At 35.7% G+C, this 23,173-nt stretch carries 14 protein-coding genes and 1 pseudogene; 11 read left to right on the forward strand and 4 right to left on the reverse strand.

Annotation, left to right across the window (positions count from 1 at the left end; translation table 11 throughout):
• The first annotated feature begins 315 nt into the window (after window positions 1-315).
• From kamA to kamE, 5 genes are all read left to right on the forward strand, one after another.
• A complete protein-coding gene (kamA, locus tag ISU02_RS20610; protein WP_194703737.1) occupies window positions 316-1,575 on the forward strand; it encodes a lysine 2,3-aminomutase in 1,260 nt (419 codons plus the stop codon).
• A 107-nt stretch (window positions 1,576-1,682) separates the two neighbouring features.
• Window positions 1,683-2,708 (forward strand): lysine 5,6-aminomutase reactivase subunit KamB, encoded by a 1,026-nt coding sequence (kamB, locus tag ISU02_RS20615; protein WP_194703738.1) that lies wholly within the window; start codon window positions 1,683-1,685, stop codon window positions 2,706-2,708.
• 12 nt (window positions 2,709-2,720) lie between these two features.
• Window positions 2,721-4,334: a lysine 5,6-aminomutase reactivase ATPase KamC gene (gene kamC, locus ISU02_RS20620; protein WP_194703739.1), complete on the forward strand. Its 1,614-nt coding sequence runs from the start codon at window positions 2,721-2,723 to the stop codon at window positions 4,332-4,334.
• Entirely contained in the window at window positions 4,324-5,880 is a 1,557-nt protein-coding gene (gene kamD, locus ISU02_RS20625) for a lysine 5,6-aminomutase subunit alpha (protein ID WP_194703740.1), read from the forward strand. Before kamC ends, kamD begins: the two co-directional genes overlap by 11 nt.
• Complete coding sequence (gene kamE / locus ISU02_RS20630) at window positions 5,880-6,638, forward strand: lysine 5,6-aminomutase subunit beta (protein ID WP_194703741.1); 759 nt, start codon at window positions 5,880-5,882, stop codon at window positions 6,636-6,638. The genes kamD and kamE overlap by 1 nt, the downstream gene beginning before the upstream one ends.
• Window positions 6,639-6,743: 105 nt before the next feature.
• Here the strand turns inward: kamE and ISU02_RS20635 are convergent, their stop codons facing one another.
• Window positions 6,744-7,685, reverse strand: a complete 942-nt coding sequence (locus ISU02_RS20635) for a helix-turn-helix domain-containing protein (protein ID WP_194703742.1) — start codon at window positions 7,683-7,685, stop codon at window positions 6,744-6,746.
• 46 nt (window positions 7,686-7,731) lie between these two features.
• Between ISU02_RS20635 and ISU02_RS20640 the strand changes: the two genes are divergently transcribed.
• From ISU02_RS20640 to ISU02_RS20650, 3 genes are read left to right on the forward strand one after another with little or no spacing between them, the layout of a single operon-like run.
• Entirely contained in the window at window positions 7,732-8,895 is a 1,164-nt protein-coding gene (locus ISU02_RS20640; RefSeq protein ID WP_194703743.1) for an ABC transporter permease, read from the forward strand.
• The gene (locus tag ISU02_RS20645; RefSeq protein ID WP_194703744.1) at window positions 8,867-9,760 is read left to right on the forward strand and encodes an ABC transporter ATP-binding protein; all 894 of its coding nucleotides are present in this window, start codon (window positions 8,867-8,869) and stop codon (window positions 9,758-9,760) included. The genes ISU02_RS20640 and ISU02_RS20645 overlap by 29 nt, the downstream gene beginning before the upstream one ends.
• Window positions 9,754-10,374: a hypothetical protein gene (locus ISU02_RS20650; RefSeq protein ID WP_207736460.1), complete on the forward strand. Its 621-nt coding sequence runs from the start codon at window positions 9,754-9,756 to the stop codon at window positions 10,372-10,374. Before ISU02_RS20645 ends, ISU02_RS20650 begins: the two co-directional genes overlap by 7 nt.
• Before the next feature lie 353 nt (window positions 10,375-10,727).
• On the opposite strand, the pseudogene ISU02_RS20655 reads toward ISU02_RS20650, so the two are convergent.
• A pseudogene (locus ISU02_RS20655) lies at window positions 10,728-11,828 on the reverse strand (ISL3 family transposase); the annotation flags it as partial.
• 439 nt (window positions 11,829-12,267) lie between these two features.
• Between ISU02_RS20655 and ISU02_RS20660 the strand changes: the two are divergent.
• From ISU02_RS20660 to ISU02_RS20670, 3 genes are all read left to right on the forward strand, one after another.
• On the forward strand, window positions 12,268-13,500 hold the full coding sequence (locus ISU02_RS20660) for an S-layer homology domain-containing protein (RefSeq protein ID WP_194703746.1): 1,233 nt from the start codon (window positions 12,268-12,270) through the stop codon (window positions 13,498-13,500).
• Between the two features lie 308 nt (window positions 13,501-13,808).
• Complete coding sequence (locus ISU02_RS20665) at window positions 13,809-16,367, forward strand: hypothetical protein (RefSeq protein ID WP_194703747.1); 2,559 nt, start codon at window positions 13,809-13,811, stop codon at window positions 16,365-16,367.
• Window positions 16,368-16,642: 275 nt separating this feature from the next.
• On the forward strand, window positions 16,643-20,029 hold the full coding sequence (locus ISU02_RS20670; RefSeq protein ID WP_194703748.1) for an S-layer homology domain-containing protein: 3,387 nt from the start codon (window positions 16,643-16,645) through the stop codon (window positions 20,027-20,029).
• Window positions 20,030-20,108: 79 nt separating this feature from the next.
• On the opposite strand, the gene ISU02_RS20675 is transcribed toward ISU02_RS20670, so the two are convergent.
• Both ISU02_RS20675 and ISU02_RS20680 read right to left on the reverse strand, forming a co-directional pair.
• The gene (locus ISU02_RS20675; RefSeq protein WP_194703749.1) at window positions 20,109-20,603 is read right to left on the reverse strand and encodes a hypothetical protein; all 495 of its coding nucleotides are present in this window, start codon (window positions 20,601-20,603) and stop codon (window positions 20,109-20,111) included.
• A 24-nt stretch (window positions 20,604-20,627) separates the two neighbouring features.
• Window positions 20,628-22,787 carry a serine/threonine-protein kinase gene (locus ISU02_RS20680; RefSeq protein WP_194703750.1) on the reverse strand — a complete coding sequence of 720 codons (2,160 nt, stop codon included), beginning with the start codon at window positions 22,785-22,787 and terminating at the stop codon, window positions 20,628-20,630.
• Between the last annotated feature and the right edge of the window lie 386 nt (window positions 22,788-23,173).

The following is a 23,173-nucleotide window of genomic DNA, read 5'->3' on the forward strand; positions in this document are numbered from 1 at the left end:
ATACGCTTTCGGGCAAGAGTCCTCGGCTAGCCTGCGGATTGCCCTACAGAGCACATAATCATTTAGACACAATTACAGATGATCAACGTACTGTTTTTAAATCAGTACAAGTATTATGGTATTGAAAAATGATATGACGGTCATTTTGAATAAAATTGTAAGTTAAAGCGGTTTACCATTTGATATAAAAATGATGTATTCATCTGGAGGTACAATCCGCAGGCAAAGCCGAGGACTCTTGTACCGAAAGATGAATACAGCGTTTTGAATCTCATAAAACCGTTTCAAACGTATTTAAAAAAGGGAGTTAATAACATGAGAAATTACAAAGAAATTGAATTGTGGAAAAATGTGACTCAAGCAGAATGGGATTCTTGGGAGTGGCAGGTAAGAAACAGAATTACGACTTTAGAAGATCTCAAAAAAGTGGTTACTTTAACTTCAAAAGAAGAAGAAGGCGTGGTTAAAACGCTTGAAATATTGAGAATGGGCATTACACCTTATTATGCGCTTTTAATGGATAAAGAAGATCCTAAATGTCCTGTGAGAATGCAGGCAGTGCCTACGATTAACGAAACTTTCCAATGTTCTGCGGATATGGATGATCCGCTTCATGAAGATGGAGACTCACCCGTTCCGGGATTAACGCACAGATATCCAGATCGTTGTCTTTTCCTTGTAACAGACATGTGTTCAATGTACTGTAGACACTGCACAAGAAGACGTTTTGCAGGTCATAATGATGCTGCAGTGGGCACGGATAAAATCGATGCGGCGATTGAATATATTAAAAATACCCCTGTTATTAGAGATGTTCTCTTATCAGGTGGCGATGCACTTTTAATTTCAGATGAAAAACTCGAGTACATCATCAGCAGATTGAGAGCGATTCCTCATGTGGAAATCATCAGAATTGGATCGAGAACACCGGTGGTTTGTCCTCAAAGAATCACGCCAGAACTCGTCAATATGCTTAAAAAATATCACCCAATTTGGTTAAATACGCATTTCAATCATTCCAAAGAAGTGACCCCTGAAGCTAAAAAAGCGTGTGCTTTAATGGCAGATGCTGGGATTCCACTGGGAAATCAATCTGTACTTCTAAGAGGCATCAATGACAGCGTACACGTTATGAGAGACCTTGTACACAATCTTGTAATGATGCGTGTCAGACCTTACTACATCTATCAATGTGACCTTTCTATGGGTATCGAGCACTTTAGAACGCCTGTATCAAAGGGTATCGAAATCATTGAAGGTTTACGCGGTCACACTTCTGGATACTGCGTGCCAACCTTTGTAGTGGATGCACCAGGTGGTGGCGGCAAAATTCCGGTAATGCCACAATATATGATTTCACAGTCTCCAGAGCGAGTCATTCTCAGAAATTATGAAGGTGTCATCACAACTTACGTGCAACCCAATCCTTATGATTATGAAAAAGAAGGCGCCTTTGAAACTGAAGCGCAAAAAAATCATAAATTATTTGGTGTTGGTGGTCTTTTACAAGGCAACCGCGTGAGTATTGAACTCAAGGAACTCGAGAGAGCAAAGAGGACACATCACGAAGAGTAAGCAAGTCATTACTTGAAATACGAGGTATTCTAATTTGGGGTGTCAATATAGAACTTGCATATATCAAATTTACTAAAATTTAAGGGAATGACATCGGAGGATTGGCCATGATAAAACTATTTGAAAATGAATATAAGATTTTTTCAATTGTAGGCATGGCAAAAAATGCGGGCAAAACGGTTACACTGAACTATCTCATTGAACTTGCTAGTGAAAATCATATACGATTGGGACTCACTTCTATAGGGAGAGATGGTGAGCGTCAAGATATCGTAACGCGAACGGAAAAACCCATGATTTTTATTACAAAAGGGACACTGATAGCCACTGCAGAGATGCTATTTAATCTGTCTGAGGTAAAACTGGAGATAGTGGAAGTGACAGCATATGATACTTCAATGGGCAAAATCATCATCGGTCGGGCATTAAATGATGGTTATGTTCAGCTCGGAGGTCCAACGACAAATCAAACGGTTAGAAAAGTTTCGGAAAAAATGATCACATGGGGTGCTGACAGGGTATTGGTAGATGGTGCGCTTGATAGAGCATCATCTGCCTCTCCTGCCATTACAGATGCTTGTATCTTGTCCACAGGCGCTGTGCTCAGCAGAGATATGAACAAGGCCATAGAGCAAACGGTTCATAGGGCAAATCTCTTTAAACTAGAGGGGCTAAAAGATGAGGCTGTCATGGACTTATGGGATGAGACAGGGGAGGCAAAGGGCGTTTATATTCTAGATGGCACTTTGAGGGTATCGCCTTTAAACATGCTGAAAACTGCCTTACTATCTGGAAGAACCATAGGGACACATTTAACAGAGAATAGCCAGTACGTCTTCATAAAGGGTGCATTGGTTGCCAAAACATTGAAAGACATATTGGAATCATCGCCTTATGCAAGACAAGTGACTTATGTTGTGGGAGATGCGACGAAAATTTTTATAGAACAGAGGGAGTGGAATTACTTCATGCGTGTAGGCGTCACCATTAAAGTGCGCTATGAAATCAATTTGATGGCACTCACTGTAAATCCCTATGCCCCATCGGGCTATTTTTATGATTCTGACTGTTTTAGAGGGAGACTCTCTGAGGCGTTGAAAGACCTAGTGATCGTGGATGTCATGACGTTATAGAGGAGAAAGAGTATGTTTTTAAGTGAAAAACAATATAAGGATCTTGATTTAGATTTTATATTTGAACGCATCAAAGTGGAAACGCCTTATGGTGAACTTGAAAAACGTGGTGCATTGCCTTTTAAACGCAGTGAGTTGTCTTCTCTTGAACAAGTATTTGATGTCCTAGAAAAAGTAATGGTACTCTTAGAGGATAAGCGATATGAAATTTTAGAACTTAAAAGTATCTTTAAAAATATTAAACAGCTTAGCAGTACCTATGAACGTATAGAAATGGAAGAGGTTTTATCCGTTACAGAGCTCTTTGAAATTAAAGTGATGGCGATGCTTATGAAACAAATCAGCGGTGTTCTCGATAGAATGGGCTGGGTTAAACGTGGACTCAGAGATGCGCTTGAACCCGTAGATGAGGTCATCCATATTCTTGATCCTGAAAGGACAGGGACTCAAAGCTTTTATATTTACGATAAGTATTCAGAAACACTTAGAGGTATTAGAAAAGCAATTAAAGCACAAGAGTTAAGGGTTCACGAACAAACAGAAATTATTAAGCAAACACTTGATGCCAAAGCTTTAAAAATTAAAAACAACGGGGATATCCAGATTCAAAAATCAGCGCGTGAACAGTTAGCTTTTGCCGCTTCTTATGAAAAAATAGAGTATCAATCGGAAATGCCAACCACGGTGATTTACAGGATAAAGCAAGATCCTGCAATTAAAGAAACTTTAGAGCGGTTGACGATTAAAGAAGAAGAGGAAGAATATCTCATAAGAACAGAACTTTCTTCAGCTTTAAAGGCGCATCTGGAGTGCTTAGTGGAAAACGCCAATCGAATTGGAAGGCTGGATTATCTCTTGGCGAGAGCTACTTTTTCTAAAGCTTTTGACTGCACAAGGCCAAAATTGAACTGTGAGGGTAAGGTCTCTATAAAATCGGGAAGACATCTTAAGGTTGCCAATAGATTGGCTCTTGAAAAGAAAAGATACACGCCGATTGATGTGAAAATAAATGAAAAAGTGACTTTAATTACAGGTGCTAATATGGGCGGCAAGACGGTTTCGCTGAAAATGATTGGTCTGCTTGTTGCCATGGCACATTATGGTATTTTCTTACCTTGTGAGTCTGCTGAAATCAGCTTATTTGATTTTGTATTTATATCTGTGGGAGATTCGCAATCTATTGATATGGGACTCAGTACTTTTGGGGGAGAGATCCGAGAGATTGCTAAAGTTCTTAAAAGAACGGATCAGCATGGGTTTATTTTAATCGATGAACTTGCAAGAGGCACGAACCCGCTTGAAGGCTATGCAATTTCAAAAGCGCTGATAGAGCATTTAGCGGAGAGCGGCTTAATAACGGTGATTACAACACATTATGATGGGCTTACAAACTTAAAAAATGTGGATCACTATCAGGTAAAGGGTCTTTCAGAAGTTGATTTTAGTCACTTGGCAGGTGAAAAGAGCATGAAGCTGTTACATGAATTGATGGATTACAGATTGGTGCGGGTCAATCAATTGAAGGAGATTCCTAAAGATGCCATCAGAATTTCAGAATTCATGGGGCTTGAACATAAGATTATAGAAAAAGCAAAAGTAATATTAGGAGGATCAAATGGTGAGTAAGTTAAATCTGGATTTTAGCGTTGTAGAGGGCGCTAGAAAGTCAGCAAGAATTATCGCTGAAGACACACAAAAATTTATTGACCGCCATACGACGGTTTCTGTTGAAAGAACAGTGGCAAGGCTACTTGGAATAGATGGTATCGACGATATAGAAAGACCACTTCCAAATGTTGTTGTTGACAATATCAAGCACGGTGGTGGTTTGGCAGAAGGGGCTGCTTTCTGGATTGGAAATGCCATGGTGGCGTTTTCCAAATCGCCGCAAGAAATCGCTGAAATGGTTGCTAAAGATGCAATCGATTTAACTCGGATCGAAATTCAAGAACATTCCAAAATAGAAGCTGCGATTGAATCCGTTGCCCAAAATAGAGTAGATCAAATTAAAGCAAATCGGGAAAAGAGAGACGATTACCTAACTCATCTGGGAGAAGGCCCTAAACCTTATTTATACGTGATTGTTGCAACAGGCAATATTTATGAAGATGTCCTACAAGCACAAGCGGCAGCAAGGCAAGGTGCAGATATCATTGCGGTTATTCGTACCACGGCTCAAAGTCTTTTGGATTACGTACCCTATGGGGCTACCACAGAAGGTTTCGGTGGGACTTATGCAACGCAAGAGAACTTTAGAATCATGAGAAAGGCACTGGATGAAGTGGGTGAAGAAGTTGGTAAATATATCAGACTTTGCAACTACTGTTCAGGGCTATGTATGCCTGAAATCGCAGCAATGGGTGCTATTGAAAGACTAGATGTGATGCTAAATGATGCGCTTTACGGTATTTTATTTAGAGATATCAATATGCAAAGAACGCTTGTGGATCAGTTTTTCTCGCGAGTGATCAACGGTTTTGCAGGTATTATTATCAATACAGGCGAGGACAACTACTTGACCACATCGGATGCAATTGAAGAAGCACATACGGTCTTGGCTTCTCAATTTATCAATGAGCAATTTGCACTTCTAGCGGGTTTACCAGAGGAACAAATGGGACTTGGTCACGCGTTTGAAATGAATCCAGATACGGAAGACGGTTTTTTACTTGAATTGTCACAAGCTCAGATGGCACGAGAAATTTTTCCAAATGCACCTCTGAAATATATGCCTCCAACAAAATTTATGACAGGCAATATCTTCAAAGGCCATATTCAAGATGCTCTTTTTAATACGGTTGCGATTATGACCAATCAAAGCCTTCAACTCCTCGGCATGATGACAGAAGCAATTCACACACCGCTGCTTCAAGATAGAGCACTTGCAATCGAAAATGCAAAGTATATCTTTAAAAACATGAGACATCTCGGCGACGAAGTTGAATACAAAAGGGACGGCATCATTCAAAAACGTGCTCAAAGTGTTCTGGCAGAAGCTGCGGCGTTATTAAAAGACATTGAAAAAATGGGTATTATGAGTACGATAGAACAGGGGAAATTTGCAGATATAACCCGGAAAATGGATGGTGGCAAAGGGCTTGATGGCGTCACTCAAAAAGGTGAAAATTACTTTAATCCATTTATTCAGATGATGCTAGGAGGTAATAAGTAATGAGTGTGAACAGCGGATTAGATTTAACGAAAGTTAAGCCTTATGGTGATACCATGAATGATGGTATGATGCAGTTTTCTTTTACTTTACCTATTCCTTGCAATGAAGAGAGCAAAGAAGCAGCAAAGCAATTGCTCACCAAAATGGGTGTAGATGAGCCAGCGGTGGTACATGCTGAAGATTTAGGTGTTGGCTATACGATGTTTACTATGTATGGCAAATGTGTGCACACCGTGGATTATACAACCATTGAAGTGCCTAAAGTTGAATCAGAGGTCATGGATAAATCAGGTGTAGAAGATTACATTAAGGAAAATTTCAGCAGAGATATCGTCATTGTAGGTGCGTGTTCAGGTACAGATGCACATACCGTGGGCATTGATGCGATCATGAATATGAAAGGCTATGATCATCATTATGGCCTTGAGCGATATCAAGGTGTTAAAGCCTATAATTTAGGGGCGCAAGTGCCAAATGAGGAACTTGTGGCCAAGGCAATTGAGCTGAATGCGGATGCAATTATTGTTTCACAAATCGTCACTCAAAAAGATGTTCATATTCCGAATATGACGCAATTGATTGAACTAATTGAGTCAGAAGGCATTCGGGATAGAATGATCGTCTGCGCAGGTGGGCCAAGAATATCCTATGAACTTGCAAAAGAACTCGGTTATGATGCAGGTTTTGGAACAGGCACTTATGCAGAAGATGTGGCATCTTTTATTGTACAACAGCTCGTTGAAAGAAAACTTGTTTAAGCAAAAAATTGAATGTGTTTATAAGCCTGTAGTCATTGATCCCTTGACTGCGGGTTTTTTTTATTTTGAATCGATTTGCTGCGGTGGGTAACATCACACTTGTGGTCATATTATTTGTATACCATATTTTTCATAAGAAACTGTCCTATATGTATCCGATAGAGGGTTTTTTACAGCTTCAAGTAGCGCAATAGAAGTTCTTAAAGAGTGTATGTATTGATCATTATTGAGATGAAATTCGGCAATACCCTTTCTGTAGTAAAATAGATGTAATTCATTGAGACGGTTATTGGCTATTGAATAATCAATACCGATGTTGGCATAGTAAAGACAATTTTTATGATCTTCAATAATACTGTAAGAATATGCCAAACTAAATAGCACTTGATTCATTAACTGTATGAATGCAATATTATCTTTATCCAGAGGCATTATTTTTTGCAAATGATGAAGAATATCAATTGCAGTATAATAATTTTCATTTCTTCTTTCTATTAGAGCAAGAAGGTGCAAGAGTCGAATTTCAAATAGACTATAGTTGAACTCATGAAAATTAAACAAATTAAAATTATGTATTGTAATCTTTAGAGCATCAATGGCTATGTTTTTAGCTTTTGAAAGGTTGATGGCACCATTTTTTATAAAAAGTAACGAAGATTCGCAAAATAGAATAAATTGAGTCAATTCATCAAATAATATAAGGTCCAAGTTTTTTCCAGTAGAAATAATATTTTTTATTTCTAAAATTAATCGATCAAGTTCATCAATATTTTCGCAATTGATACATTCTTGTGCAGTTGCATAATATTTCTCTAAGTCAAGCATTTTAAATGAATCACTCATGAGCTTTATCAAGTTTATGCGGTAGAACTGAGACATTTTTACCAAGGTATCAAACCGAGGCATTACTTTTCCATTTTCAATTTTGCCAAGTCCATCTATGGACATACTGAGTTTTTGACAAACAAAGTTTTGAGTTAATTTTTGTTTCTTCCGAATGATTCTTAATTTTTTTCCGAATTCACTGGAGTTGAAGGTATAAAACATGTTATTTCTGCGATCTATTATACAAAGTGAAAGGGATGGTCTATATATGATTTTTTGGAAGTTAGCATTGAAAGAGATGAAATATCAATTTAAAAGTGTTATTTTTTATGTGTTTATATTGTTAGGCGTGATGTTTTATTCATCTCAATATTATGAAGCAGTTACAATGCTGCAACTACCAGAATTGGATAAAGTCTATACCACTGTGGAGGCTACGACTGAAGGCGATAAGCTTGTGGCAGGATATAAGGACTTGTATGGTGTCTATTTAAGTGGAAAGGTGAGAAAATATATCCCCATAAGTAAAAATATTAAGCTAAATGAAGTTCAGCTAAAGGACCTAGAGAATTTTTTAAGCAAAATGGCTCCAGGTGCGGATGTTTTAAAAATTGAACCCGATGATATAAAGATTAGTTTCGAAGAGATGATTGCCTACATGAACAAATTGGATTTGTCGCTAGGTAAAAACACTTCTTTTGGAGATGTCCATCGTCAATTTTTGCGCCCATTAACCTACGAAGAAGCTCTGGTTGCGTATGATAAACTTAAACAGGATCAGAATATTTCTAATGCATATGCAAGGCTGTTATCCGATTATTTAGGCGTGTATGCTGCCGTTTTCGTAGTGTTTCTTTCGGCATTTTCTGTTCTTAGAGACCAGTATTCAGGAACTCAAGAATTGATATATGGCTCAAAGATAAAATCAATCGTTTATATGGGGGCGAAGTTTGTAGGATTATTTATAAGTATCATGTCATTGTTCTTAGCGATTGGATTGTTTGAAACAGGGGTGTTCTTGAAAAAATTTATTGCTTATCAAATGCCTATAAACTTATTTGCGTTTGTTCACACTATTTTTGCATGGGTTGCCCCAACGGTTATGTTTTCGATTGCATTATCGATGTTTATTTCTATAGTGGTGGGTAATAGTTTGGCAACAATTGTTGTTCAAACAGGTGCAGCATTGTTTATGGTTTTTAGTAAGGGCGTTGTTGGAGAATATGGACTGGATAGATTTTTTATTAGATACAACACTTTACTTGGTGAAGATTATTATCAAACTGTAGCTGCGTCAATTGCATGTAACAGAGTTTTCTATGTAGGACTATCCATAGTACTTGTTATAATGACCAGTATAATTTGGACAATTAGAAGAAATAGTACAGTTTTAGGAGGCTTTTATGACAATAAAATTAGACAATGTCAGTAAAACATATAAAGATATCAAAGCGCTTGATTCAATTAGCTTGACGATTCAGCAGGGCATGTTTGGGATACTGGGACCTAATGGTGCTGGAAAGACGACGTTGATGAGGACTTTGATGGCGTTGCAACCTGCTGATGATGGAAAAATTGTAATTAATGGTATTGACATTGAGCAACGTGACAAAATTAGAGAATGTGTTAGTTATTTACCACAAGAATTTTCATTCTATGCATCGATGACGGTTAATGATGCAATGGATTATATGGCATTGCTCGGCGGTATTTCAAATTCAGTCACGCGAAAGAAATTGATAAATGAGCTTCTAGCGAAAGTCAATTTAATGAAGCAAAAGCGCAATAAATTCAAAACACTTTCTGGTGGGATGAAAAGAAGGTTGGGAATTGCAATAGCACTTCTCAAGGACCCAGCTGTATTGATAGTGGATGAGCCAACAGCAGGATTAGATCCAGAAGAACGTGTCCGATTTCGAATGCTATTATCAGAATTTGCAAAAGATAGAATTGTACTGCTTTCGACTCATATTGTTGGAGATATCGAGCATTCATGTAAGCATATTGCTATTTTGAATCAAGGTAAAATTATTTTTGATGGAGAACAGCAGCAACTTCCTGATGAGGCTGCTGGAAAAGTTAGGGAATTAGAAGTTGCTACTGATGAATTGAGTGATATACAAGCTAAGTACTACGTTGTTTCCATCCGTTTAATGGCTACGGGATATAAAGTGAAGATTATAACAGATGATGTTATTGGTGTCCAAGTGATGCCTAATGTTGAAGATGCTTACTTGGTGAAAATGAGTGCCCAAAACAAGAGCATTCAATTCAAAGAACAGGACTTATTATGTTAGGGCTAATCAAATATAATTTAAAACTAATCATGATACCGAGTTACGTGATGGGTTGGTTTTTCTTGTTATGCGTCCCTTTTGTGTTCAGCTTCAATTGGTTGATAGAACCCGAAATGACACGAATTACTGAGAGTGTATTTATTTTAGTTGGCATTATTTGGTGCTGTAGCTTAGCAAACCATGAAAAATCAGTACCTATTAAGGATCTCGTTTTTCAAATGCCTGTGAAGCAGAGCTTTATACTTGTAATCCGCATGTTCATTATACTTGTAAGTATGATTATAGGATTTTCTTTACTGTTAATTCTTGCCAAGGTGCAAGGCGCTTCATTTAATTTTTTTAAACTTTTAAGTGGTAGTATCGTTGGGGCTTTAACTCTAGGGCTACTATCGTTGATGATAGCACAGTTGACAAATGAAATTGCAATTGGATATATTGTGAGCTTTGCTTATTATTATATGGAACTTACGACAAAGGGCGCGGTGACAAGATATTTTTATCTATTTGGTTTAATTTATGAAATCCTTTATAATAAACTTCTGTTGTTAGGTGTATGCTTAGTGCTCGCAGTTTTGAATGGGTTCATATTGAATAAAAAAATAGAAGGACAATAGAAATATGCAAGAAATATTACAAAATTATGACGATTGAAATAATTCTGCAATATGGGTTTCACAATTTATTCACAATTGCGTCATAGTGTATACACAAGTAAATTCTATACTGAGTATAAGTTAAGTGAAAGCTTAATAACCCCATAAACCCCAAACATTATTAACCCCAATTAATAACAAAACCCCAAATGAATTCCGAGTGGGTTCCCCCAAATTTCCCACTCGTGCAATTCCCCCCTAATAACATATTTTTCTTACGCTTCTAGCTTGTGCTAGGAGCTTTTGATTTTTGGCTCAAAGTCAATAGTTGGGGTGGGGATCACGCGATCCCCGCTCTTTTTGTTATCTTGAGGTTATTTTGGTGTTGAGGTAATTTTATAAAGGTTTATTGCATGCTTAATAAACCAATTTCTAAAGCGTTTAAAATTTCGAACGCCATAGCTGATTCTTTTTAAAACCTTGATTTTATTGTTATAACCCTCAGTACATCCATTGGTATAGCCATATTTAAGAGCATTTAAGATTTCTTTGCTCCCGTTCCTAAAAGCAGTAATACACGCCTTAAACCCTTTGATGTTTTGAGATTCTGCATAACTTATCCATTCATAAAAATCTTTTCTTTGCTGGCTGTATTTTGGATTTTGACAGATCTCATAGAAAGTCTCTTTAAGTCGATAGGCTTGTCTGAGTTCGTCATTGTAAAGTAGCATGGTGTTCAATTTTTCAATCTCATCACCTTTGAGATTATCAGCCCTCTTTAGTATCAAGGTTCGACTTCTTTTAAAGTACTTTCTTAAGTCAGAAGGCATATCTTTTTGAACTCGTTTTCTGACGTTTTCTATAGCCCAAGTCACTTGCCTGATGAAATGATATTTATCCACGATGATAGTCGCATTAGGGAAAAATAACCGTGCGAGTTCTGCATATGGATTCCACATATCGCAGATAAAAAACTGGACCTTTAGTCGTTCATGCCTGGAATAGCCTTTGATATAGTCTATAAGATGACTTTGTTTACGATCGGGTAAGATATCAAGAATGTGTTTTTTCTTAGGATCTACCAAGATACATTGGTACTTTTCTCCACCAGCATTGCCTTTAAACTCATCGATCGCAAGGACTTTAGGAAGCGAGGCGGGTCTTGAATAATGAACATGATCAAAGATTTTATTTACAGTCGATGGTGAAACGCCAGACTTTTTCGCTACGAAAGTAACAGGTACAGCATTTGAAAGCTCAGAAACGATATAGGCTACCAAACGGTTTGTCATTCTATGATATCTAGGCAAAAAATCATAGTATTCATAGAATTTCTTTCCGCATGAGCAAACATAGCGCCTCTTCTTCAGAATAAGGATGATGCTTTTATCCATGTAAGGAAAGTCTTTAATCATTTGATTCCTATAATCGTGGATCTTTGATGTGACGTTACCGCAAGAAGGGCAAACCATTTGCTTTGATTTTGTATAAAATAGTAATTTTCAAAAAAGTATCACCAGAAATAATATTTTTTACATGAACATCTTTTAAATTGAGAAATTTATTGGTAAAATTTGAGTGCACTTATATGACATCTCCTTTCTTTGTTTGTCTGGACAACAACATTTTACGGGAGTATTGATTATAAGTGCATTCTTTTTTGAAAAAAAAAATAAAGAAATGCTGTGGTGAGTTTTACCCCACCCCAACATTTATTATAGAGCCTGATTTTTTTGGGATACATACTTGGATAACTACGTATGACTGAGATAACGTGAAACCTTAAAAACCTCCATTCTCAGTGGAGGTTTTTTAAAATTAATAATGGTATGCTTGATTTAAGCTTGTATTAATGCTACAGGAGAGTGGCGCATAAAGATGAAGTCATTACATGAGAGGAAGAGGGATATGAAAATGAAAAAAAATCTAATACTAATATTGATACTTGGTTTACTTACCGCTGGGTTTTCATTTGCTGAGGACACAGATCCAGATGTTTATATTTTAAACAATGGTGGAGGCTATATAAGTCCAGAATCTTCTATTGAAAAGATAGATATAAATGGCGTTCAGGTCTACAACTATGAGAACTGGTTAAAGCAACCTGTTCCAGCAGATGTGTCACTGGGTAATTTAGGAATTATATCTGGTGATGGCAACGGTTATGCTTCAGACCGTACAATCTCACGAGAAGAAATGGTAACGATGCTACTTAAGATTGATCCAAGGGCAAAAGAGGACTATATTTTGCCAAGTACACCGTCATTTGTGGATGTACCGAAGACAAGTTGGGCATATAAATATGTTGAACAAGCAAAAAGTCTTGGCATTACAAGTGGAGTGAGTGAAGGTGTATTTGGGATAGGTGAGGCTGTAAATTATAAGCAAGCAACCTCATTTTTGTTAAATATGCTCGGTTATAAGATTGACTGGAATACGGTAGAACAACAAGCTTCAGACCTTGGAATTGTTTCAAAATCAGGCTTGGAAAACACCTCTGGATTGCTCAAAAGATATGAGGTATTTGAATTGATTGTTGGCGTTTTAAATGCGGATACGAATGATGGTCAATATTTTGGTGACCTCTATAGGGCCAAAGTTGGTAACGTTGAGCTTGAACTTCCAGTTAGAATTTGGGCGTCATTAAAGGAAAAAGAGTCCTATTTGGCTTTACTTATGGCGATGTTTAGTGATAAACCTACAAACACTTATATAGAACCTAAGTGGATCACACCATTGGATTCAGGTTTCTATGAGTATGTTGAATATAGTGAAGGAGGTGCTAAAGAAATATCTTTGCAACAATTAAAGGAGTTGATTCATGTAGATTCTGTGATATTTTCTATTGAAGCGGCAGATCGGTCCGCTCAGGAACCAGGCGTAATTATAATGGGACAATCTGATGAAGCTTATTTAGATAAGCTTATACTAGGGAGTGATGCAATTACGATTGCTTCTGGGAAGTCTGGTTCAAATGATGACGATGTGCTGAGCCATATTAAAATTGTTGCTGCTGGTCCAATGGTTAAAATAGAAGCAGAAGCTTCTGACAAAAGTTCTGTGAAGGCCATTTTGGATTTAGAAGGTGATTCTATTGTAGATGGATTTTTGCATTATCATAATGTTTATGGTAGAGCAAATAAGTAATACTTGGTTTTATGAATTACAAAGTAAGAAAAATAAAATACTAAAGAAACAAGAAACACATATACATTATGAGATATTAATCTATAAGGACAAATTGCTAATATTATGGTCGATTTAACAAAAGAGATTACGAAGATAATAAGTTGGGCACAGAACATATGGTTTCGGAATAACTTGAAATAGTGAAAATGATGCCAAATGAACTTATAATTTTTTTGGAGCTTGCAAGTATTGAAGCGATCGAAGTTAAAAAATAGATTGGAAGGTGTTTCACTTAGATGTGATGAACAAATACATTGGGGGTAGTAATGCAACTAAAAAAAAAAATAAGGATAAATATTATTCTCTTGTTTACATTGATGCTTGTAAGTGGATTATCTTATTCTGAAAACCTAACAGAGAAGATTCAACTTCCAGAAGACTATAGCTGGGATAAGGGAGAGCAAGGCCGCACAAATGCTGAATTAGCAGAAGAATCATCTATCATAAAAAAGGGTAAAGAATACTATTTTGTTAATCGGATGACTGAAGATGGGATCTATAGAATTGATGAATATGGAACGGTTACTCAAATAGTAACTAAAAGCATATCAGCGGGTCGCCATTTGAAAGTTGGTTTGAATAAGATTGGTGATAATATTATATTTTGTGATTCAAAAAGTATTTTGTTTTACAATGTCGTAAGCGATGAAATCTTAGACTCAGGCATTAAACCTCTAGAGGAACTTTTGGCATACGAAGATGCTATTTTTGGAATTGATACTGAGGAAAATAAATTGAAATATTATAATGTAGTATCGGGAGAAAGTCTTGATATTATAAATTTTAAAGATAGAAATCACTATTTGACGAGTCAAGGGTATCCAGATATTTTAGGTATAGATAATGGCATTCTGTATGTTTATGGAGATGATAAGATATACCAGTATAATATTGCTAGTAGAATACTCACTGTTTATGAGGATTTGACGGTGTTAAATGAAAATGGAGAAAAAATTGTTCCATTGCTAATTGCTAATGGAAATGTATATTACGAAGGCTCAACTGCAAACTCTGAAGATCTTGAACGTTATAGTTATTATGGTGCAAAATATAGTTTAATAAAAAAAACCATAGTAACCCGTGAGTATACACATGTGATCCAAGGAATATACAACATTAAACCTTATCCTAGTAGAAGTGAGGAGGAATTTAATTTTAAAAGTGGTTGCCCAAGAGTAGCGTTAAATGATCGTGGGAATTTGGTTTTCATGGTGGATGAATCAGATCTTAGATACGCTGTTTGGAATACCAATAAAGGGGTTGAGAAACTTGATGGATTTAAAGGATCGTTTTATGAGAGTTTTTCCAAAAAAGATCAAGCATACATGAGAAACACCCTTACTTACTATGCTAAGAATAGTCATGTAAGTTGTAATTATTGTAAATATTTTGTTGAAATTATTGGTAATGAAATTAAACTACAACGTATTTGGTTATCAGATATTTCAGGAATTCAATTTGATGAGATTGCAACAGTAGGAGATAATTATCTGTTTTGGGCAAATAGCATGAGTAATTTCCTTGTATCATATGACAAGAGTACCAAACAAAATACTGCTATAAAGTACCTTAGTGATTATGTTGATTTAGAAGTAAAATTAGAGCAAGTAGAAGATTTATTTGTAAAAAATATTAGATCTTTATACTATGGCGAAAATATTGTTCAAGCTGATCAGAAGATATACTTTATTAGTGAAGCAATTTCGTGGTTTGTTGAAAAAGGTAACCTAAAAACTATAGAAGGATTAAATATCAAATGCGCTGATAATGATATTGATATTGATGAAAAGCATCTAGTATATCAAGATGATGAAAAGTTATTTTATATTAATCTTGATACAGGGACAAAAACGCTTTTAAAGGAAGCGTTTAATTCAGCATTTTCAATATATAATGATGCACTATACTATATTGATCCCAATGATTCGAATTTAAATTTTGAAAATTGTACTGTAGGTAGAGTTCATAAGATTGATTTAGAAAGTGGCAAAGATATAAGCGTTGCTGATAGAGAAGTTGCAAGTAATATAATAGTGTTTAAAGAAGGTATATTAACCCATATAAATCCTACACTTGCAGGTAGTTGGATATTTGGTGATATATATGATACGGATGGCTATGCTTTATTGGATCCAATTACACTCAATGAAATCAAGGTATACTCGGATGTGCGTTTACCAAATTTATATAGAGATGATTTGTACTTTCTGGATTCCTTATATAGTAATACGATTTATAAGTATAATGCACAAAATAAAAATATGGAAGAGTTTTTTAAATTCAAATTTCCAATCCAAGATTATTATTTTGCGAATGACAAAATATATTATACAGTTAAAAGTGAAAGCTATTTATTATTAGAGGGTAATCAATCCAATAATCCGGAGATAAGTTTAAAATTGGATATGCTCTCAAACAAAGGTGATGTTCAAGCGTTATCGCAACTTGAGTCATTTCAGTTAGGAACTTTTGAAATCCTTCCAGAAGGGATAAACTTTGATGACACATTGATAAATGATATAAGTTTTCCATTTTTGAAGTATGAAGGTGTTGTTTATATACCTGTTACCTATAAAAACTCCAATCTGTTTGATTGGAAATATAATTGGGATAATGATATTGGATTTTCTTTAGAATTTAAAGAAGGAAGTGATTTTAGAAGTAGAGTGAGTGTTCCAAATTTCCAAAACTCAGGTTTTGTAGAAGTTACGTTAGCTAATTACGATTTTATGCTGAATGGCAAAAAATATAGAAGTATTATAGATGGTTTTCCTATTATTAACTACAAGGGAATTACTTACGTGGCAATGGATCTTATCCAATAAAATTTAAGTAAACAGTAAACTATGAGTACTTATGTAAAAAAATCACAACATGTAGCAGTTTATTTTACATTCATCAGGAAGATTATCACTCCTTGGAAGCAAATTATCTAAAAAAGTTAAAGCCTTGCCGTCCATATGTTTAGTGATTTCTTCAAGTAAATATCTAATATGTTGATAAAGTTTCAAATTATTCATTTTACGGTTTCGGCAATGATATACGGAGAGATAAAGTGGTTACAGCAAACAAATGTTGCTTAATTAAGGGAGAAAAAATTATGAAAAGAATATTGTCAATGGTGCTCATCGTAGCACTTATGATAACACTGATTACACCTGTTTATGCAGATGTGGCAGTTCAAGATGACTTGGTTGGTCATTGGTCAGAATCGATTATGAGAGAATGGATTGGTGAAGAGCTTATTTCAGGATATGACGGAAATAGCTATAAACCCAATACCGCGATTACGCGTGCCGAGTTCTGTACATTACTTAATAACGTCATTGGGTTGACTGCAACAGAAAATACAGTTGCTTTTAAAGATGTTGCACCATCGGACTGGTTTTATCAAACCATAAAAAATGCGGCGAGCAATGGCTGGGTATCAGGATATGAGGATGGCGCCTTCTATCCAAACAACCCTATAAAAAGGGAAGAAGCGGCAGTCGTCGTAAAAAAGATTTTATCTCAAAATGCAGCTTCACAATCGACTTCATTAAATCATTTTAAAGATTACAATGAGATCAGTACTTGGTCAAAAGAAGCGATTGAGACTTTAGTGAATAAGGGTTATCTCAATGGTTATCCAGATGGCACTTTTCGAGCAAAGCAGAGTATAACACGTGGTGAAGCCGTGGCAATGCTGGGCAAAGTCTTTGGTGAAATTTTTAGCGCTAAAGGGACTTATAAAGGTGCAAAAGAGACGACCTATGAGAATGTCACCATTGCATCAGCAGATGTGACCCTTGAAGATATGATGGTTAAAGGCGATCTCTACATAGCTGAAAGTGTTGGCAATGGCGATGTGACGTTAAACAATGTGACCGTTGAAGGTGATATCATCGTAAAAGGTGGTGGCGAGCATTCAATTCACTTTAACAATACCAATGTTTTAGGCGCTTTAATTGTCAAAAAAGCAGATAATAAGATTAGAATCATAGCCTCTGGAACGACACGTGTCAATGTCACTTATTTAGCTTCTGGCGCACTCTTAGTAGAGGATGAGCTGGCAGCGGATGGCTTCAATAACGTGATCTTAAATGCTGAAACATTAGAGGGCTTGGAGATTGAATTAGTGGGGCGTTTTAATACGGTAGAGGCTCTCACAGAGGGTTTTAAAATCAACTTACCAGAAAAATCGACCATCCAGCAATTAAATGTCAATGATAAAGCGGTTGGATTTGATGTTGCAGGTAAAGGGACAATACAAGCAGCAAGTGTCAACGCCAACGATAGTCGTATCGATGTAAGTGTAGATAAAATGTCAGTGGGTGAAAAAGTAAAAGGCGTGACTGCGAACGGGAAAGAAATGGCAGGAGGCACAGACGCGAATAATCCACAAGCGGGAGGCATCGCAGGCGGTACAACTGGTGGCACCACTGGACCGGGTTCAAGTGGGGGTTCATCATCAAATGATTCAAAGGACGATTCAAAGGACGATGATAAAAAAGATCCGACACCTTTAGCGGTCTTAACGCTTTCAAATACAAGTGTTCAAATGACCACAACTCAAATGATCACAGTAACAGCAACCGTTCAATCTACGACATCAAGCATGGTAAATGCAAATGTCATTTGGGTATCTCAGTCACCTAATGCAGTTTCGGTGTCGAAGAATGGCTCAGAAGTTTCTAATACGGGCAATCAAATGGTGATTGAAAACCAATTGAAGGCGTCAGGTACCACAAGTAGTGCTATTATTACGGTATATGTGGTGAAAGAGCCTTCGCTTTCAGATCCACTTGTAAGCAGTAATGTGATTACGTCCAAAAATATTTCAGTCGCAATAGCTAAAGAAAATACAAAGATGTACACGGTCTACTTTGAAGCTTATAAGGGCGATACCACAAGTGTTCCTAAGCAAGAAGTTCTTCCAGGTCAGGTGGTCGTGATGCCAGTGGCACCTACTAAGACGGGGTATACCTTCAAAGGTTGGTATTTAGAGGATGCTAAATATGATTTTTCAAAACCTGTCGAAAAGGATATGACTTTAAAAGCAGTATGGGAAATTGCGACAACAAAATTTGTTGACGATCGATTTGATACCGGGTATCCAAAGGTGACCGTAAATGAAGATGGGTATATTACAGTGAGTCTTAAATTGAAAAATGCACCCGATTCTACGGTAAAAGCATATCTCATTGCTGATCCATACAATACGGTTCTAGAACCAGATAAAACGGCAGTGATGCATGGTCACACTGGAAGTGAAGATTCTATAGCTTGGGCGAAATATAACGGTTATTTAGAAATTAATGATACAAGTGTTCATACCATTGTAACGACTGCCAAAACAGACGATAAAAAAGCACTTGTGGCAATTGTACTAAAAGATAACACTAAGGTATCGATAAAACCTACTATTATAGAAATTGAAAAGACGCTTGTAGACGAGTTGGATGAGTATCCACCAACAGTAGGATCCATTTACATCAATAATTCAAAAACTAAGATATATGTCTACACTCATGATGAACTGGATGGTTCAAGTAATGCTGAGCCAACTGATTTTGAACTCACTTATATGGGTAATCCGGTTACAATAACCAAAGTCGACGTTTTGGAAGATGCTATTAAATTTTATGATGCGGTGGAACTCAGCGTATCTGGATTGACTTCTGATATCCAAGTCTCAGAGTTGGCTTTAAATTACACTGGAACAGGGATTACAGATAAAGCAAAAATACCAAATTCATTTGAAAGGTTTAATAATGAAAGTATTAAAAGCGCTCAAGCAATGATTCCAAATGTATATGTTTCTTCTAATTTAGAGTATATGAGATTAAAAATTACACCAAGTATTGAAACCGATTCATCTAGTTTTGATAAATATAATATTAAAGCTTATTATGCAAGTGATTTTGATGCTATTAGTGCGGACAATGAATTGAAACTTGAATTTGTGAATTCACCAGTTGGAATGGGTGAGGTCGATTTTACTTATAAAATAGTGAATACACCAGCACAATCAGATGAGAATAAAATTTATGTAGTAGCCGAGATTACAACTTGTGCAAAAGATCGCATGACTATTGATTCAAGCACAATTACGCCTTTGATTATTAATCCGCCAGTACTTATAGATGGGTTTTCAAATGCAAATTATTTTGAAGTTACTTATGAGGGGCTTGTTGAAGGCAGTGTTTATGGTTGCTCTTTTGATCTAAAGATTGTTGATAGTAATGATTCAATTATTGATTTATCAACGTTTTCAGGAATGGGTGGCGCATATGGAGTCCCAAAATCTGATGCAGACAATAATTTAAGTAGTCAGTCCAAAATACATTTTATGGGCAACTATTATTATGGGACATTGCCAACTGCTTCATCAGGCATGAAGGTTTACATTCGTTATAATCCTAAACATAATCATGAGTACCTTAAAGATATTTCAGGAAAAGAACTAAAAACTCCTTCTGATTGGATAGAAGTCACCATCCAATAAAAAAGAAAAACCAAACTGTCCAGGGTGTATGATCACCTTACAGTTTGGTTTTTTTTATACATAAATCAGATATAAAATTTCAAATCAACCCATCAACACCATGCTTAATAAGAAACTCATTCGTCTTCCAAAAATCATAACCACACCTAAGGCAATAGTTTATAAGTTTTCCTTGATTGGAAGCCATAAGAGAATCAAATCTTTGAAAGTGTAAACTTTCCAGAAAGAGGTTAGCCGTATCAAGATCCATGTCTAGAATAAATATAAGTTTATAGGCATTTTCAATTTGTATTGTTGAAGGATTATAAGCATTTTTTAACTTTGGATTTACAATAAAATAATTATTTAAGTTATTAGGGAGGCCATATTTTGCTTTCATCATATTCAAACTAATCGGTTTAGTATTATCTTGATCACATTTATGCAAATATTTAGAGTAAATTTGGGAAAGTATGATTTTATATTGAGGTATTTTATGATAGCTCAACTTAGGAAAATCAGTTGAAGATTTTAGTTTGTAGATTTTAGTGGTGTTAAATAAATGTGTTTTAGACGGTTTTAGTATTTTTTTCATAAGGGGATCCTTTTATATAAAAAATTATTTAATTTCGATGGTAAAAGTGGCTAATTCTGATTGATTGTCATAGAGATCAAAATAAGATGCGGTCGCTTTATATTGCCCTTTTTTTAGTTCAGGGTCATCAATCTTTACTATGCTATTAGGTGAATGTATTATAATGGGTGTATCAGAAATATTTATTTCCACTTGATATTTCTCTGCATGGGCAGCTTTCTCAAATTCAAGATCACCATTTTCATTTATAGTTGAATTTATGACTTGAGGCGCGGGTAACTGCGGGGGCAATATATAAAAACTTCTCTGAGTTACAGGAGATATTTTATCGTTAAGCTGATATGTTGAACTAATGGAAAACATGCCTGGTTTTGATAGAACATTACTTAAGTCATAAGATTGAGAATTTCCGGATAAAGAAACCTTTGTCGTTTCTCCAGTTGCTAGATGAACAATAGTAAAATTTAAGGAATCTGACTCAAGGGGATTCCACTCGATAATTTTTTTATCATAGTAATTATAGCCTGTGTCTTTTGAAGTTATAAAAGTCAGATAATTTAATTCACCATAATCTGTAATACCAATTATAGTAGAATCAGATTTTGATAAATTGTCTGATTGGAGTGTTGCTAAGTATAAACCAGGAGATAATTCAAGGCTTTCAATGTTCACAGCACTACCTTGTAATCTTTCCTGATATACTTCCTTGAGGCCATAGATGCTTTTAATTCTAAGAATACTATCTGTACTATTTTCAAGATCAAATTGAATTTTTTCACGATTATTAAAGGCGTAGAATTCTTTTTTAAAATGCGGTCCATTGAATAAAGGCATTTTACTGGTGATAGAGAAATCCATATACTTATAATAGGGACTGAACAATTGATCTACGGGATGAGCAAATACATAAATGCGGTATTTTGAAGGATTCAATCCTAAATCTGACAACTCTAATTTTGGTTTTTGAGTTTCTATAAGATATTCAAAAGGTGAGTGCCAAGTTGATAAATCTGTGATGTTTATATAGTATTTATAATGATCCTTAGGATGTGTCCATTCGATAAAGCCCTCTCCATATTTAAATTCAGAATTAACAGCCGTAATGAATTCAAATTCTTTGAAGGTCTCTTCATCATCAGTACTAAGAGTGTCAGCTGAAGTCATATTAGAGTCATTATCGGTTGGCGGTGTCGAAGAACCTAGATGGTGATTTTTACTAATGAAAGCGGTTAGGAGAATAAGACATACTGTTAGAGCGAATACGTATTTTAAATTGAATTTTCGATCCGTAGGTTTGAAATTTAATAGATTTTCAATTTCGGATACATTTTGGAATCTTTCAGAGGGGCTAGGTTTAGTGCATTTTTCTATAATCGGTATAAGCTGATGATTCATATCTGGAGTCTTGACAGTAAGAGCATACTCATCCATATAATCAAGGATATAGCTCAGAATTTTTCCAAGAGAATAGATATCTGAGCATATGCTCTGTGTGTTTGCCCCACTCATTTGTTCGGGAGAAGAGAAATGGTTTGAGTATGCAACCGTCTTTATGGATTTTGAGTCCTCAAAGTTTTTTGAAATGCCAAAATCACCTAAAATCACATGATTATAGGCAATGTAAATATTATCAGGTTTTAAGTCTCTGTGGATAATATCATTATTATGTACGTATTTTACAGCGGTTAGAAGTTGTTTGTATATTTTTACAAGTGATTCAACATCCAAATGTTTATCTCTCGCTAATAATTCTGAAAGTGTGGGATAATTAAGGTATTCAAGAACTAGATAAGCCGTATTATTGGCTTCAAATTGTTCGATAACAGTAATCGTATATTTTGAATCAGATAACTTTTTAAGCAGAAGCGTTTCATTTTTAAATTTTTCTATGAGCTCAATATGACAATCAAATTTCTCGCTTTTAAAATTTTCTATTTCCACGGCAGACTTAATACGGCTATACATTAGGGTTTCATTTTTATATCGTATAGGATTAGGTGGGCAGAATTCTTTAATAGCGACGAGTTGGTTGTTATAACTATTGTGTGCTTTATAAACAAAGCCACTTTCTCCACAATAGAGTAGCTGATCGATAATGTATTGATTATTTTTAAGCGCAGTCCCCTCTTTTAAAGCTGACGTATGCTCTATAGGAGTTAAAACATTTTTTTCTAGTATATTCATATTATAAACCTCACATAATGATATTATAAATGGTAAATATATATAAATAAAGAGCAAAACAACATATTTAAGTATAAATATGCATTTTTTTACACACGAAAAGCCCTCTCTAATCATCCTTTTGGTTCCCGATCATCGCTACGCTGTGTAAGAACCTGAAGAGTGATGGGGAGGCTTATTAGGTGAGTCTAGACTTGAACTTATATTTTATACAATTTAAATTGACGTACGTTTTAATGTACGCTATAATGGATGTAGGAGGTGATAGCGTGAAAAATAAAGTAGCTCAAAATAAAAAAGGGCATACTTAATAAAGGTCTTTTAGGCCCTACAAAAATGAAGCTTTAGTCTAAGCCACGGAAATATCAGTTTCTTTTATTAGACCA

Source organism: Fusibacter ferrireducens (assembly GCF_015352425.1).
GTDB lineage: Bacteria > Bacillota > Clostridia > Peptostreptococcales > Acidaminobacteraceae > Fusibacter_A > Fusibacter_A ferrireducens.